Annotated in this window: 13 protein-coding genes; 8 read left to right on the plus strand and 5 right to left on the minus strand. The window is 65.8% G+C overall.

What is annotated here, in order from left to right; genetic code table 11:
• Positions 1 to 35: 35 nt before the first annotated feature.
• The 5 genes from ACQR0W_RS12855 to ACQR0W_RS12875 all read left to right on the plus strand — a co-directional run bounded on the left by ACQR0W_RS12855 (position 36) and on the right by ACQR0W_RS12875 (position 5,824).
• Positions 36 to 626, plus strand: coding sequence for an ANTAR domain-containing response regulator (locus ACQR0W_RS12855; protein ID WP_008965342.1), 591 nt, complete (start codon positions 36 to 38; stop codon positions 624 to 626).
• Positions 623 to 1,777 (plus strand): CmpA/NrtA family ABC transporter substrate-binding protein, encoded by a 1,155-nt coding sequence (locus ACQR0W_RS12860; protein ID WP_315751585.1) that lies wholly within the window; start codon positions 623 to 625, stop codon positions 1,775 to 1,777. The genes ACQR0W_RS12855 and ACQR0W_RS12860 overlap by 4 nt, the downstream gene beginning before the upstream one ends.
• A 346-nt stretch (positions 1,778 to 2,123) precedes the next feature.
• Positions 2,124 to 3,905 (plus strand): NirA family protein, encoded by a 1,782-nt coding sequence (locus ACQR0W_RS12865; RefSeq protein WP_316170517.1) that lies wholly within the window; start codon positions 2,124 to 2,126, stop codon positions 3,903 to 3,905.
• 8 nt (positions 3,906 to 3,913) lie between these two features.
• Positions 3,914 to 5,515 (plus strand): sulfite reductase subunit alpha, encoded by a 1,602-nt coding sequence (locus ACQR0W_RS12870; protein WP_316167947.1) that lies wholly within the window; start codon positions 3,914 to 3,916, stop codon positions 5,513 to 5,515.
• Positions 5,516 to 5,674: 159 nt separating this feature from the next.
• A complete protein-coding gene (locus tag ACQR0W_RS12875) occupies positions 5,675 to 5,824 on the plus strand; it encodes a hypothetical protein (protein ID WP_315711980.1) in 150 nt (49 codons plus the stop codon).
• A 6-nt stretch (positions 5,825 to 5,830) separates the two neighbouring features.
• On the opposite strand, the gene ACQR0W_RS12880 is transcribed toward ACQR0W_RS12875, so the two are convergent.
• From ACQR0W_RS12880 to pxpB, 3 genes are read right to left on the minus strand one after another with little or no spacing between them, the layout of a single operon-like run.
• Complete coding sequence (locus ACQR0W_RS12880) at positions 5,831 to 6,598, minus strand: LamB/YcsF family protein (RefSeq protein WP_315711978.1); 768 nt, start codon at positions 6,596 to 6,598, stop codon at positions 5,831 to 5,833.
• A 50-nt stretch (positions 6,599 to 6,648) separates the two neighbouring features.
• Positions 6,649 to 7,683 carry a biotin-dependent carboxyltransferase family protein gene (locus ACQR0W_RS12885; protein ID WP_316170518.1) on the minus strand — a complete coding sequence of 345 codons (1,035 nt, stop codon included), beginning with the start codon at positions 7,681 to 7,683 and terminating at the stop codon, positions 6,649 to 6,651.
• On the minus strand, positions 7,680 to 8,411 hold the full coding sequence (gene pxpB, locus ACQR0W_RS12890) for a 5-oxoprolinase subunit PxpB (protein WP_316170519.1): 732 nt from the start codon (positions 8,409 to 8,411) through the stop codon (positions 7,680 to 7,682). Before pxpB ends, ACQR0W_RS12885 begins: the two co-directional genes overlap by 4 nt.
• 247 nt (positions 8,412 to 8,658) lie before the next feature.
• Here pxpB and ACQR0W_RS12895 point away from each other — a divergent pair, with 247 nt between their 5' ends.
• Both ACQR0W_RS12895 and ACQR0W_RS12900 read left to right on the plus strand, forming a co-directional pair.
• Entirely contained in the window at positions 8,659 to 9,357 is a 699-nt protein-coding gene (locus ACQR0W_RS12895; protein ID WP_257164758.1) for a ribonuclease activity regulator RraA, read from the plus strand.
• 48 nt (positions 9,358 to 9,405) lie between these two features.
• Complete coding sequence (locus tag ACQR0W_RS12900; protein WP_008965351.1) at positions 9,406 to 9,813, plus strand: (R)-mandelonitrile lyase; 408 nt, start codon at positions 9,406 to 9,408, stop codon at positions 9,811 to 9,813.
• A 77-nt stretch (positions 9,814 to 9,890) separates the two neighbouring features.
• Here ACQR0W_RS12900 and ACQR0W_RS12905 read toward each other — a convergent pair whose 3' ends face one another.
• Positions 9,891 to 10,745, minus strand: coding sequence for a DUF2147 domain-containing protein (locus ACQR0W_RS12905; RefSeq protein WP_316170520.1), 855 nt, complete (start codon positions 10,743 to 10,745; stop codon positions 9,891 to 9,893).
• A 91-nt stretch (positions 10,746 to 10,836) separates the two neighbouring features.
• Complete coding sequence (locus tag ACQR0W_RS12910; RefSeq protein WP_316170521.1) at positions 10,837 to 11,313, minus strand: Lrp/AsnC family transcriptional regulator; 477 nt, start codon at positions 11,311 to 11,313, stop codon at positions 10,837 to 10,839.
• 145 nt (positions 11,314 to 11,458) lie between these two features.
• On the opposite strand from ACQR0W_RS12910, the gene ACQR0W_RS12915 reads away from it, so the two are divergent.
• Positions 11,459 to 12,478 carry a 1-aminocyclopropane-1-carboxylate deaminase gene (locus tag ACQR0W_RS12915; protein WP_315711969.1) on the plus strand — a complete coding sequence of 340 codons (1,020 nt, stop codon included), beginning with the start codon at positions 11,459 to 11,461 and terminating at the stop codon, positions 12,476 to 12,478.
• Positions 12,479 to 13,112: the final 634 nt, after the last annotated feature.

Below are 13,112 nucleotides of genomic sequence, written 5' to 3' on the forward strand. Positions count from 1 at the left end.
TGCTATGGGTGAGGGCCCGGACAACCTGGTGATCGATGAGCGCCGAGCAATCGCCTAAAATCGTGATCGTCGACGAAAGCCCGATCCGCGCGGCCATCCTCGAGGAAGGCTTGCGGGAAGCGGGCTTTACCGGCGTCGTGCATGTCAGCGAGATGCAGGGTCTCCTGGCGCGCATCTATGCCCTGGATCCGGACGTCATCGTCATCGACCTGGAGAACCCGAGCCGCGACGTGCTGGAGCAGATGTTCCAGGTCAGTCGCGCCGTCCGCCGGCCGATCGCGATGTTCGTGGACCAGAGCGACGCGGCTTCGATCCAGGCCTCGGTGGAGGCGGGCGTCTCCGCCTACATCGTCGACGGCCTGAAGAAGGAGCGGATCAAGCCGATCCTCGATCTCTGCATCTCCCGCTTCAATGCGTTCTCCAAGCTTCAGGACGAGCTCGAGCGCACCAAGTCCGCGCTCGAAGACCGCAAGGTGATCGACCGCGCCAAGGGCATTCTGATGAAGATGAAGGGCTTCACCGAAGAGGAAGCCTATGTGCTGTTGCGCTCCACGGCGATGCGCGAAAAGAAGAAGATCGGCGAGATCGCGCAATCGATCCTGACCGCCTCGGAGATGCTGAAATGACCGGCCCGCTTCGCATTGGCTTCATCCCGCTGGTCGATGCCGCCGCGCTGATCGTCGCCGTCGACAACGGATTCACCGCGGCTGAAGGTCTCGATGTCACGCTGGTCCGCGAAGTGTCATGGTCGAACGTGCGCGACAAGCTCAACATCGGCCTGTTCCACGCGGCGCATCTGCTGGCTCCCGTCGCCATTGCGTCCAGCCTGGGCATCGGCCATGTCAAGGTGCCGATCGTGGCTCCCTTCAATCTCGGAGTGAATGGCAACGCGATCACCGTGACGCCAGCGCTGCATGCGGCGATCATGGCCCACCTCGAGGGGGATCGTTTCGACCCGATGGCGACGGCGCTGGCGCTGGCGCGCGTCGTCGCTGAACGGCGCAAGGCCGGCGCCGAGCCGCTGACGTTCGGCATGACGTTTCCGTTCTCGACCCACAACTATCAGTTGCGGTTCTGGATGGCCGCAGGCGGTGTCGACCCCGATGAGGACGTCCGTCTCGTGGTGCTGCCGCCGCCCTACATGGTGGAGAGCATCGCCAACGGTCACGTCGACGCGTTCTGCGTCGGAGCACCGTGGAACTCGATCGCGGTCGATCTCGGCATCGGCCATATTCTCCACTTCGTGTCTGACGTGCTGGTGCGCGCGGCCGAAAAGGTGCTGGCGGTCAGGCAGAGCTGGGCTGACAAGAATCCCGACGCCCTCGCCGGCCTGGTCCGCGCCTGCGCCAAGGCCGCCGAATTCATCGAGCAGAACCACGCAGAAGCCGCGCGTATCCTAGCCCAGCCGGAGCGGATCGGCGTCGATGCGGAGGTGCTCCAGCGCACGCTGGACGGCCGCCTCAAAATCTCGCCGGACGGCACCTTCCGCGAAAGCTCGCGCTATCTGCTGGTGGGCCGGGAAGAGGCGGGACGGCCCGAGAAGATCCAGGCGGCCTGGCTCTATGCCCAGATGGTGCGGTGGGGCCAGACTCCCCTCAGCACTGAAGCCCTGGGCACCGCCATGGGCGTGTTCCGGCCGGACATCTACGACGCGGCGATGGGCACGGCCGCGGTCGGCACGGATGGCGCCATCGGCGCCTTCGCCGGTCCGCCTTTCGCGGCGGACGACGTGATCGGCCATCTCAAGGCCTTCAAGATCGGCCGCTGGACGGCCTGAGGTCTTCCACTCAGCACCCAATTTGGGCAACTCGCTCCGCCGATCAAATTTTGGGCGAAGTGCCCGCATTTGAGGGCTTGAGCCTGCCAGTGCGGGTTCGCCGATTTGAGCAGCCCTCTGAATTCTCTTACATTTCCTGCTTGTCCCGGCTGGCACGCAATTTGAATATTGCAGTGCGGTCAGCCGCCACAGATGCCGCTGACTGCAGTCCATTACCGGATTTCCGCAGCAACGAAGCTGGTCGGATCGCTCATTTGAACCGCCCCCCATCGGCCGTTCGACGACGCGATCCTCGTCCCATCCGCAAACGCCATTCGTCCTGGCCGCTGGAGCTTCGTCCGCCATCATGAAAATCGAACCCTTGTCAGTCGACTTCAACGACGAGCAGAAGCGCTACCTTGAGGGGTTGGCCGCCGGCCTCAAGGTCACGCTGGCCGGCCGCGGGCAGGCTGCTGCCGCGACGACGATTGCCGAGCCGACCGGGCCCGACGCCATTCACATCAAGGCGCAGGACAAGGTCATCGCATCCGGGCGCAAGCTCGCCGACCAGGAGAAGGTCAAGCGCGAGCTGCACCCGTTCGATGCCTATGAGCGGCTGAAGGAGCAGGCCCGCAGCAATGCTGCGCCGTCCGCGGCGGACAATTTCCGCTGGCGCTATTACGGCCTGTTTCATGTCGCGCCGGCGCAGGACTCCTACATGTGCCGCCTGCGCATTCCCAACGGCGTAATGAAGCATTGGCAGCTCGCGGGGCTTGCCGACCTCGCCGACCGGCTCTGCGGTCCCTATAGCCACGTCACGACGCGCGCCAATCTGCAGCTACGCGAGATCCCGCCCAAGCATGCCGTGATGCTGCTGGAAGGTCTGTCGGATCTCGGCCTGACGGCGCGCGGCTCCGGCGCCGACAACATCCGCAACGTGACGGGAACGCCGACCGCCGGCATCGATCCGCAGGAGCTGCTGGACACGCGTCCTTTCGCGCGCGAATGGCACTTCCACATCCTCAACGACCGCTCGCTCTACGGCCTGCCGCGCAAGTTCAATGTCGCCTTCGACGGCGCCGGTCGGATCGCGGCGTTGGAGGACACCAACGACATCGCGTTCTCGGCGGTCGAGGTGAAGGACGGATTCGGCGTTGCGCCGGGCGTGTGGTTCAAGCTCGGCCTCGGCGGCATCACCGGACACAAGGATTTCGCCAAGCCGACAGGAATCATCGTCGAGCCGGAGCGGGCGACCGAGGTGGCCGACGCCATCGTGCGGCTGTTCATCGAGACCGGCGACCGCACCAATCGCCTCAAGGCGCGGCTCAAATACGTGCTCGACAGCATGGGCCACGACAAGTTCATGGAAGCCGTTGAAACAAGGCTCGGCCGCAAGCTGGCGCGCGTCCCCGACGAGGCGCTCGAGCCGCGGCCCGACTCCGACCGCATGGCCCATGTCGGCGTGCACCAGCAGAAGCAGCAAGGGTTGAACTGGATCGGCGTCGTGCTGCCGCTGGGCAAGCTGACCACGGATCAGATGCGCGCGCTCGCCAAGATCGCTGCGGATCTCGGCGACGGCGAGATCCGGCTCACGGTGTGGCAGAACCTGCTGTTATCGGGCGTCCGCGACGACAAGGTCGCGCTGGCCTGCGCCGCGGTCGAGCAGATCGGACTTTCGGTCAAGGCCTCGCACATCCGCGCCGGACTGATCGCCTGCACCGGCAACGCCGGCTGCAAGTTCGCAGCATCCAACACCAAGAAACATGCGGCCGAGATCGGCGACTGGTGCGAGACGAGGGTGGATGTCGACACGCCTCTCAACATCCATCTGACCGGCTGTCATCACTCCTGCGCCCAGCACTACATCAGCGACATCGGCATGATCGGCGCGAAGGTGCCGGTCGGCGATGGCGACGACACCGTCGAGGGCTATCATTTGTTCGCCGGCGGCGGCTTCGGCCCGCAGGCCGATATCGGCCGCGAGGTCTATCGCGATCTCAAGGCCGAGGATGCGCCCCGCACCGTCGAGAAGCTGCTCAAGGCCTATCTCGCGCACCGCACCTCACCCGACGAGACCTTCCTGTCGTTCGCACGTCGTCACGACGGCGAAACGCTGCGCAATCTCGCCGAAGCCCAGATTTCGTCGTAGGTCTCAGCATGAACCAGATCACGCCCATGTCCAAGATCGAGATCATTCCTCCGACGGCGCCATTTTCCGAGGCGCAGCGCTCGTGGCTCAACGGCTTCCTGGCCGGAGCGCTCGGTCTCGACGGCGCGACGGCATTGTCGCCGGCGCAGAACGGCGCCGTGCTCGCGCCCGCGGGCGACGGTGATGACGGCGAGGCGCCATGGCACGATCAGACCATGCCGATCGGCGAGCGCATGAAGCTCGCCGAGGGCCGTCCGCTGCGCCGGCGCATGATGGCGGCCATGGCACAGCAGGACTGCGGCCAATGCGGCTACAATTGCAGCGACTATTCGGATGCGATTGCCGATCGCAGCGAGGCGCGGCTCAACCTGTGCGTCCCCGGCGGCAAGGAAACCGCGCGGATGCTCAAGGCGCTCTACGAGGAGATCGACAAGGCTCCGGCCGCGGCCAAGCCCGCTGCGGCTGCGCCGGCCACCGTCTCCGTCGTCGTCAGCGAGCCCGGTCGCTCGCGCGACAATCCGGTCGAGGCGACGTTCCTGTCGCGGCGTCTGCTCAACAAGCCGGGCTCGGAGAAGGAGACCTGGCACATCGAGTTCGATCTCGGAGAGAGCGGGCTCGACTACGTCGTCGGCGATTCCTTCGGCATCTTCGCCAAGAATGATCTCGGCCTGGTCGATCAGATCATCGCATTGCTCGGCGCCTCGCACATGACCGAGGTGAACGGCAAGCCGCTGCGGCAGTGCCTGCTCGAGGACGTCTCGCTGGCGCCGGCGCCGGATTCGCTGTTCGAGCTGATCTCCTTCATCACCGGCGGCGCGACCCGCGAGAAGGCGCGGCAGCTGGCGCAGGGCGAGGATCCCGATGGCGACGCGGCGACGCTCGATGTGATGGCGGTGCTGCAGAAGTTCTCCGGCGTCCGGCCGCATCCCGAGGCCTTCGTCGAGGCGCTGGAGCCGCTGCAGCCGCGGCTCTACTCGATCTCGTCGTCGCACAATGCCACGCCCGGCAAGCTGTCGCTGACGGTCGACTGCGTCCGCTACGTCGTTGGCAAGCGCAAGCGGCTGGGACTTGCCTCGACCTTCCTGGCCGAGCGGATCAATCCCGGCGACAAGCTGCGCGTCTATGTGCAGAAGGCGCATGGCTTCGCGTTGCCGGCCGATCCGAAGACGCCGATCATCATGGTCGGCCCCGGCACCGGCGTTGCGCCGTTCCGCGCCTTCCTGCACGACCGCAGGGCGACCGGAGCGCCGGGCAAAAACTGGCTGTTCTTCGGCCATCAGCGCAGCGACTGCGACTTCTTCTACGCCGACGAGCTCAACGCCATGAAGACCGCCGGCCTCTTGACGCGGCTGTCGCTGGCGTGGTCGCGCGACGGCGACAAGAAATTCTACGTCCAGGACCGCATGCGCGAGGTCGGCCGCGAGGTGTGGACCTGGCTCGCCGACGGCGCCCATCTCTACATCTGCGGCGACGCCAAGCGCATGGCCAAGGACGTCGAGCGCGCCCTGGTCGACATCGTCGCCCAGTTCGGCGCGCGTTCGACGGACGAGGCGGTGAGTTTCGTCGCGGACCTCAAGAAGAAGGGCCGGTTCCAGCTCGACGTCTACTGAGCTGGAACCCGGCGGAGAATATTCTCGGTCGCAACATCGGCCGAGAATTTTTTGGTTCCAAGCGGACCCGAAACAGGGGGCTTGTCGTTATTTCGCCGGTTGCCTTGCACCCGGCCGCGGGAACGCTTTTCTCATGGCCGGAACTTCAGGAGACCGGCCATGCGCACGATATCCACGCCCCTGCGACAGATGCCCCAGGCCCGCGCCATTCGCGAACGCGGCGCAACCGTCGCGCTGGTTGCCTTCTACAGCGCGATGGCGCTGATTGCCGCGATCACCCTGGGCACGTCTTTCACGCATCCATTCTGATTCTCATCACCTCTTGAACGGCGCGACCGTGATGGCGGCCGCGTCGAGCGCCTTGCGGACCTCCCGCGCAATCTCGACCGCGCCGGCGGTGTCGCCATGGATGCAGACGGTGTCGGTCCGCATCTTCATCACCTTGCCAGTCACCGAAATCACCGCGCCGTCCTGAACCATGCGCACCACACGATCGGCGATGACCTTGGGATCGTGCAGCACGGCGCCGGGCTTGCTGCGCGACACCAGGAGTCCATCGTCGCCATAGGCGCGATCGGCAAACACCTCGTGAGCCATCCTCAGATTGGCCTTCTCGCCAGCGGTCACCAGCTTGGAGTTGGCGAGCACGACGAAGATCAGGCTCGGATCGACGGCCTTGATCGCCTTGGCGATGGCGTTCGCCGTCATGTCGTCCTCGCAGGCGACATTGGACAGCGCGCCGTGTGCCTTCACATGCGTAACCTTGTGACCGGCCGCGGTGGCGATCGCCTGCAGGGCGCCGATCTGATAGGCAACGAGGTTCTCGATCTCCGATGATTTCAGCCCCGGCATCGGACGCCGACCGAAACCATGCAGATCGCGATAGCCGGGATGCGCGCCGACGCTGACGCCTTTGGCCTTCGCCATCTCGACCGTTCGCCGCATGATGTCAGCGTCACCGGCATGAAAGCCGCAGGCGACGTTGACCGATGTCGCCAGCTCGATCATGGCGGCGTCATTGCCCATTTCCCACGGGCCAAAACTCTCTCCGAGGTCGCAGTTCAGATCGACGGTGCTGGTCATGTCAGGGTCCGCTCGTTGATGGGTCCGAAGCAACGTGAGATGTGATCAAACTAATCGGGAGTGACTCCGGGCCAGGTGGTGGCGTCGGTTGCGCTGACGGCATGACCGGCCACATTGGCCGTGAACAGCGCATCGACGTTGAAGTCGCTGCTCGCAAGCTCGGTGACGCGGCCGGGCAAGCTGCGCAGCAGATCCTTGTAACGACGCAGTTCGGCCTGCGCCTCGGCCATGCTCACGGCCTTGAAGCGGAATGGCGTGCCGGCCGGCGTCTGCGCCAGGCGGCCGAAATCGGCCGTGATGACGGTCGCGATCTTCGGATAGCCGCCGCTGGTGCCGCGGTCCGACATCAGCACGATCGGCGAACCGTTGCCGGGCACCTGGATGCTGCCGTCCACGGTGCCGTCCGAGACGATGTTGTGACCGTGCAGGTGGCGCATCTGCGGCCCCTCGAGGCGATAGCCCATGCGGTCGCTGGTCGCCGAGACCATCCAGTCGCTGCCGAGGAATAGCGCTTTCATCTCGTCGCTGAACTCGTCGTCCTGCGGTCCCATGACGACGCGAATCGCGCCGCCGGCTTTCGGCAGATCGATCCGCAGTTCCGGCGCATCGCCGGCGGGGGCGACTTCGAACACGTCGCCGGCCTGAAGCGGGCGGGGGTAGGGGCTGCCGAGCCCGGCGCGCGCATTCACCGAGAGACTGTTGAACATCGGTTCGCCGGCGATGCCACCGGCGATGGCGAGATAGGTGAACGAGCCGCCGCGCGCAAAGCCGAGCGTGAGCTGCTCTCCGTCGTTCAGCGTCACCGACGTGTTGATCTCGACCTGCCGCTTGGCGACATCCGCCAGCCGTTGCGCGCCGGCGAGCGCCATGCGCACCGCGCCGCCCTTCGCCGCGAACGTCGCGCCGAACGGGCCGATCTCGATCGCAGCCGCCATCAGCGCATTGCCGACGAGGCTGTTGGCTGCCGCCAGCGCCAGCTTGTCCATCGCGCCGGACGGCGTCAGCCCGTAGCGCTGCGCGCCGAAACGCCCGCCATCCTGGACCGAGCTTGCCGGGCCGATCTGTGAGACGACCAGCGTGCTCATGCGGCGATCCGCTCGGCGATGAGCTCGCCGCCCTCGGCGGCGCGCTCCTGCTCCGCGAAGGTCTTGACGTCAACGGCATAGAAGCTGACCTCGTCGCCGGGCTCGAGCAGAAAGGTCGGCTCGCGATGCAGTTGAAATGTCCGCATCGCGGTGCGGCCAAGCAGGTGCCAGCCGCACGGCCCGGCAAGGCATTGGATGCCGGTCTGGATGCCGCCGATGGCGATGATGCCGGCCGGTGTCCAGAGCCGCGGATTCTGGCGGCGCGACATCTGCAGCGTGGGATCGAGACCGGACAAATAGGACCAGCCCGGCGTGAAGCCGATCATTGCGACGCGATAAGTGCTGGCGATATGGCGTGCGACGACTTCGTCCGGCGTGAGGCTCAACGCCTTGGCGACATCCTCGAGGTCGATGCCATTCTCTCCGCCATAGCAGACGGGAACCCGCCAGCGCCTGACCTCACTTTCCGGCGCGAGCGACCCGGCCGACAGCGCCAACAGCTTTGCTCCAAGGGTGTCGTGGTCGATCACACCTGCATCATAGTGCACCAGCAGCGAGCGATAGGTCGGCACCGTCTCCGTGATGCCCTCGATCCCGGCCACTGCCACCGCATGGTCGAGCGCCAGGACGCGGCGGTTGGCGGTCTCGTCGATCGTCCGGCTGAACTCGACGGTGACGGCGCTGTCGCCGCTGGGCAGCAGGCGAGGAGGTGGAAAAGGGTCGGCCATGAGTCCGAAGTGATCCGCGTTGGTGTTCCTCATCTAGCTGTTTTCATGCGCCAGTGGAATTGGGTCCAAGGCAAAAAGTCTCGAAAATTCAATAAATTAATCGGATGTCTCGCGATAAGGAGGCCTTATCGGGTGCACGCAAGCCCCGCATGCGCCGGACGCACCGCGCATGCCCTTGACGCCGCCTTCGTCGCTCGCAAGATGCGCCTGCTTTTTCAGCCAGCCCGTTTGGAGCACCAGTCTCAAGATGTCCCTCACTCCCGAAGCCATCGCCACCCTGTCTCAAGTCACCACCGCGACCATCACCACGGTCCTGCTGAAGAAGGGGTTGCGCAATGTCTGGCTGCGCGGCGCCAAGCCGCTGCGCCCGGGACAGAAGCGGCTGGTCGGTCCCGCTTTCACGCTGCGCTTCGTGCCGGCGCGCGAGGATCTGGCGACCCCGGAATCCTGGTCGTCGCCGATCTCCACCCGCACCGCGATCGAGGCCATGCCCGAAGGCTGCATCGCCGTGGTCGATGCGATGGGCGTCAAGGACGCCGGCATCTTCGGCGACATTCTGTGCGCCCGCATGGTCAAGCGCGGCGTCACCGCGCTGATCACCGACGGAGTCGTGCGCGACCTCGAAGGCGTGCTCGGCACCGGCCTTCCCGTATGGTGTGATGGCTACGCCGCGCCGCCGTCGGTCGCAGGGCTCACCTTCGTCGGCTGGGGCGAGGCGATCGGCTGCGGCGGTGTTGCCGTGTTTCCGAACGACGTCATCGTCGCCGACCAGGATGGCGCCGTGCTGATCCCGCAGGCGATGCTCGATCACGTGCTCGCGGAAGGTCCCGAGCAGGAGCGCATGGAAGCCTGGATCGTTGACGAGGTGAACAAGGGCGCGGTGCTGCCGGGTCTCTATCCGATGAACGCCGAGACCAAGGCGCGCTACGCCGCGTCGAAGAAGTAGTTCACGGCGCCGATTGATCAACGACACAGCTTCAGGAAAGGCAGAACAATGGTCGACGTTTATCTCGCGGGCTCGCGCCCCACGCGCCGCGCAGCCGCGGAAAGCTTTACGGGCACGGTCTGGCAGGACCCGATCATCACGCCGCAGGCTCCAGCCCGCGTCGCCTCGGCGCGCGTCGCGTTCGAGCCGGGCGCGCGCACGGCCTGGCATACTCATCCGCTCGGACAGACGCTCTATGTCATCCAGGGCGTCGGCCGGGTGCAGGCCAAGGGCGGGCCAGTGCGCGAAATCAAGGCCGGCGACGTCGTCTGGATCCCGCCGGGCGAGAAGCATTGGCATGGCGCCGCGCCGACCACCGGCATGGTCCACGTCGCGATGCATGAATCGCTCAATGGCGAGCACGTGACCTGGATGGAGCACGTCACCGACGAGGAATACGCCACCCCGGTCGGCTGATACATCACTGAGAACGGTGCGAGCGCGCGGTCGCAGGGCCGCGCGCTTTGCGTTTGGAGGCGCGTCGCGCGCCGGGCTCAGTTCACCCGCGTCCAGGTCTGGCCGCCGCAGAACATGCCGCCGAAGGCGCAGCCCTGCACGCGCAGACTGTCCGACCCCTTCAGCGCGATCGTCGAATCGTAGGTGCTGCCGCTGTTCGGATCGAAGATGCGGCCGGTCCACTTCTTCTCCTGGGCCTTGTCGCTCGGCCGCATGTTGATCAGGATCTGCTCGCCGTTCTGCTTGGTCTTCGCATCCACGGCGTAGCCGCAGAGATTGGTGCCGCAGGGCTCGATGCGAATCTGGCCCTCCTTCTCCTCGGTCAACCAGATGCCGACCGGCGAGCTGGGATCGCGACCGGCGGTCTGCGCCGCGGCGGGCGGCGCAGCTGCCGTGGTCACGGCAGGCGTCTGGGCTGGCCGCGGTGGCGGCGGCGCGGCAGCAGGAGCCGCAGCGGCCGTTGCAGCGGCTGGCGGCGCAACCGGTGCCGTGGCGTTGGCGGCTGGGGCCGCCGGAGGTGGCGGCAGCGGCGCCGGTGGCGCGGCCGCCTGGACGGGAGGAGGCGCCGCCGGCGGGCTCGCTGGTGCGGCTGCCGTCGGAGCGGGCGCCGCAGGGACGGGAGCAGGGGGCGCGGTCGCAGCCGGAGCCTGCGCGGGCGGGGCCGGCGTGACCGCCGCCTCGGCGGGCGCCGGAGGCGGCTTGGCCGCATTGTCCTGGTCGCGCTTGGTGCGCTTGGTCTTCTTCTGCTCGGTATTGTCGTAGACGCCGGGGATCTGCACGGTGCCGCGGTCGGGATCGATGCGGATCGTCTTGCCGCCGTACTCGATGACGTATTGCGCCTCGGCGGCACTGCTGGCCAGAACCAAAGCCGCGACGGCCAACAGCCTCTTCATCCGTGTCTCCGCGATGTCGGTTGCTGATGTGAGCGAGCTCACGCGCTGGTAAGTCGCCGATGCGGCGCCACCGGTTCAATGCCCGGCCTGCTCAGAAATCGAGCGGCGCATTGTCGACCACCTCCTTCATCACGAAGAACGTGCGCGTCTGCCGCACGCCCGGCAGCGAGATCAGCTGGTCGCCATGCATCCGGTTGAAGTCGTGCATGTCGCGCACGCGGATCTTCAGGAAGAAGTCGAAATCGCCGGCGACGAGATGGCAATCGAGCACAAATTTCAGTTTGCGGATCGCCGCCTCGAAGGTGCGAAAGCTCTCCGGCGTCGAGCGATCGAGCACGACGCCGACCAGCACCAGCGCGCTGCGCTCGACCTTCTCCGGCGCGATCTGGGCGCGCACGCCCTTGATGTAGCCCTCCTCGAACAGGCGCTGGGTGCGGCGATGGCAGGTGGCCGGACTGACATGAACGGTGGCGGCAAGCTCGGCATTGCTCATCCGGCCGTCCTTCTGCAGCAGTTGCAGGATGCGCCGATCGACCCGGTCGAGATCAGTGGTGGAAGATTCTCTCAATTTTTCCGTCATATGCGGACATATCTCTTGCCGATGTCAATTCTTGTGGACGTAAGCACGAAAGCGCAGGCCAATAAAGAGAGCACCTTTCTCCGCCTTTTTCGTATGTTTCGGCCGGCCCTTTCATCCACCCACGGAGAGACCCGTGCTTCGGCTCGACAAGTTCAAGAAGTATCCGCTCACCTTCGGTGCCACCCCGATCGAGCATCTGCCGCGGCTGACCGCGGCGCTCGGCGGCAAGGTGCAGATCTATGCCAAGCGCGACGACTGCAATTCCGGTCTCGCGATGGGCGGCAACAAGCTGCGCAAGCTCGAATACATCGTGCCCGATGCGATCGAATCGAATGCCGACACCCTGGTCTCGATCGGCGGCGTGCAGTCGAACCATACCCGCATGGTGGCGGCGACAGCGGCCAAGATCGGCATGAAGTGCGTCGTCGTGCAGGAGAGCTGGGTGCCGCACGAGGACGCCGTCTATGACCGCGTCGGCAACATCCTGATGACGCGCCTGATGGGCGCCGACAGCCGCATCGTCGAGGACGGTTTCGACATCGGCATTCGCAAGAGCTGGGAAGATGCGATCCAGTCGGTCAAGGATGCCGGCGGCAAGCCCTACGGCATTCCGGCCGGCGCCTCCGTGCACAAGTTCGGCGGTCTCGGCTATGTCGGCTTCGCCGAGGAGGTGAGGGCGCAGGAAGCCGAGATGGGCATCAAGTTCGACTACATCATCGTCTGCGTCGTCACCGGCTCGACCCAGGCCGGCATGATCGTCGGCTTCGCTGCCGACGGCCGCGCCGACCGCGTCATCGGCATCGACGCCTCCGGCACGCCGCAGCAGACCCGCAGCCAGGTGCGGCAGATCGTCGACAACACCGCTGAGCTCGTCGAGCTCGGCCGCAAGGTCCGCGACGACGAGATCGTGATCCTCAACGACTACGCCTATCCGGCCTATGGCGTGCCGAGCGCCGAGACCAACGAGGCCATTCGCCTGGCCGCCCGCACCGAGGCGATGATCACCGACCCGGTCTATGAGGGCAAGTCGATGCAGGGCATGATCGACCTGGTCAAGAAGGGCTACTTCCCGGAAGGGTCGAAGGTGCTCTATGCGCATCTCGGCGGCGCCCCGGCGATCAACGGCTACAGCTACACGTATCGCAACGGGTGAGGGCGGCTTCATCGTCCCTCGCAGCGTCGCGGTGAGCCGGGCTCCCACGCCACACTCCGCTGTCGTCCCGGCCTCCGAGCCGGGACTCATAAGCACCGGCCGTGGTGTCGTCGCGAGCCATCCACACATGACGCCGTCATTCCGGGGCGCGCGCAGCGCGAGCCCGGAATCCATAACCACACGTGGACGTGTTGGGCACGCCGGCTGCTCCATCTCGTTCCAACAAAGTCCGCTTCGGAGTATGGATTCCGGGCTCCGCTGCGCGCGCCCGGAATGACAGCGAGTGTGCTGACAGACTTTCGCTTGCATGACATCGCTACACATGAGCTGGCGTTCTCGCGACGCATGGCGTCCGAGTGATCCATCAGTCGAACCCTCTCAATCAGAAGAGGGCGCAGGGAATGCCGGGTGAGGGCCTCACCCATGGCCCGCCTGCGAAAAAAATGCAGGCGGCAGTCACCACAGGTTCAGCCGAGAACACCGGCGGATTCAATTGGTCGTCGCAACACTCGATGAGGAGGTTGCGATGGGCATTCGAAAGAAACGGTCAACGCGGAGCAAGCTGGGATCATTGGGGCGCCCACCAGTTGCGGGGCGTGCGGAACAGCAGAAATTTTGGCGTGGGATTGCCGCT

This window comes from Bradyrhizobium sp. HKCCYLRH1034 (genome assembly GCF_051168375.1).
Classification (GTDB): domain Bacteria; phylum Pseudomonadota; class Alphaproteobacteria; order Rhizobiales; family Xanthobacteraceae; genus Bradyrhizobium.

Coding starts and splice junctions, on each gene's coding strand:
- ACQR0W_RS12855 (WP_008965342.1), top strand. CDS start 36: ATGAGCGCCGAGCAATCGCCTAAAATCGTGATCGTCGACGAAAGCCCG.
- ACQR0W_RS12860 (WP_315751585.1), top strand. CDS start 623: ATGACCGGCCCGCTTCGCATTGGCTTCATCCCGCTGGTCGATGCCGCC.
- ACQR0W_RS12865 (WP_316170517.1), top strand. CDS start 2,124: ATGAAAATCGAACCCTTGTCAGTCGACTTCAACGACGAGCAGAAGCGC.
- ACQR0W_RS12870 (WP_316167947.1), top strand. CDS start 3,914: ATGAACCAGATCACGCCCATGTCCAAGATCGAGATCATTCCTCCGACG.
- ACQR0W_RS12875 (WP_315711980.1), top strand. CDS start 5,675: ATGCGCACGATATCCACGCCCCTGCGACAGATGCCCCAGGCCCGCGCC.
- ACQR0W_RS12880 (WP_315711978.1), bottom strand. CDS start 6,598: ATGACCAGCACCGTCGATCTGAACTGCGACCTCGGAGAGAGTTTTGGC.
- ACQR0W_RS12885 (WP_316170518.1), bottom strand. CDS start 7,683: ATGAGCACGCTGGTCGTCTCACAGATCGGCCCGGCAAGCTCGGTCCAG.
- pxpB (WP_316170519.1), bottom strand. CDS start 8,411: ATGGCCGACCCTTTTCCACCTCCTCGCCTGCTGCCCAGCGGCGACAGC.
- ACQR0W_RS12895 (WP_257164758.1), top strand. CDS start 8,659: ATGTCCCTCACTCCCGAAGCCATCGCCACCCTGTCTCAAGTCACCACC.
- ACQR0W_RS12900 (WP_008965351.1), top strand. CDS start 9,406: ATGGTCGACGTTTATCTCGCGGGCTCGCGCCCCACGCGCCGCGCAGCC.
- ACQR0W_RS12905 (WP_316170520.1), bottom strand. CDS start 10,745: ATGAAGAGGCTGTTGGCCGTCGCGGCTTTGGTTCTGGCCAGCAGTGCC.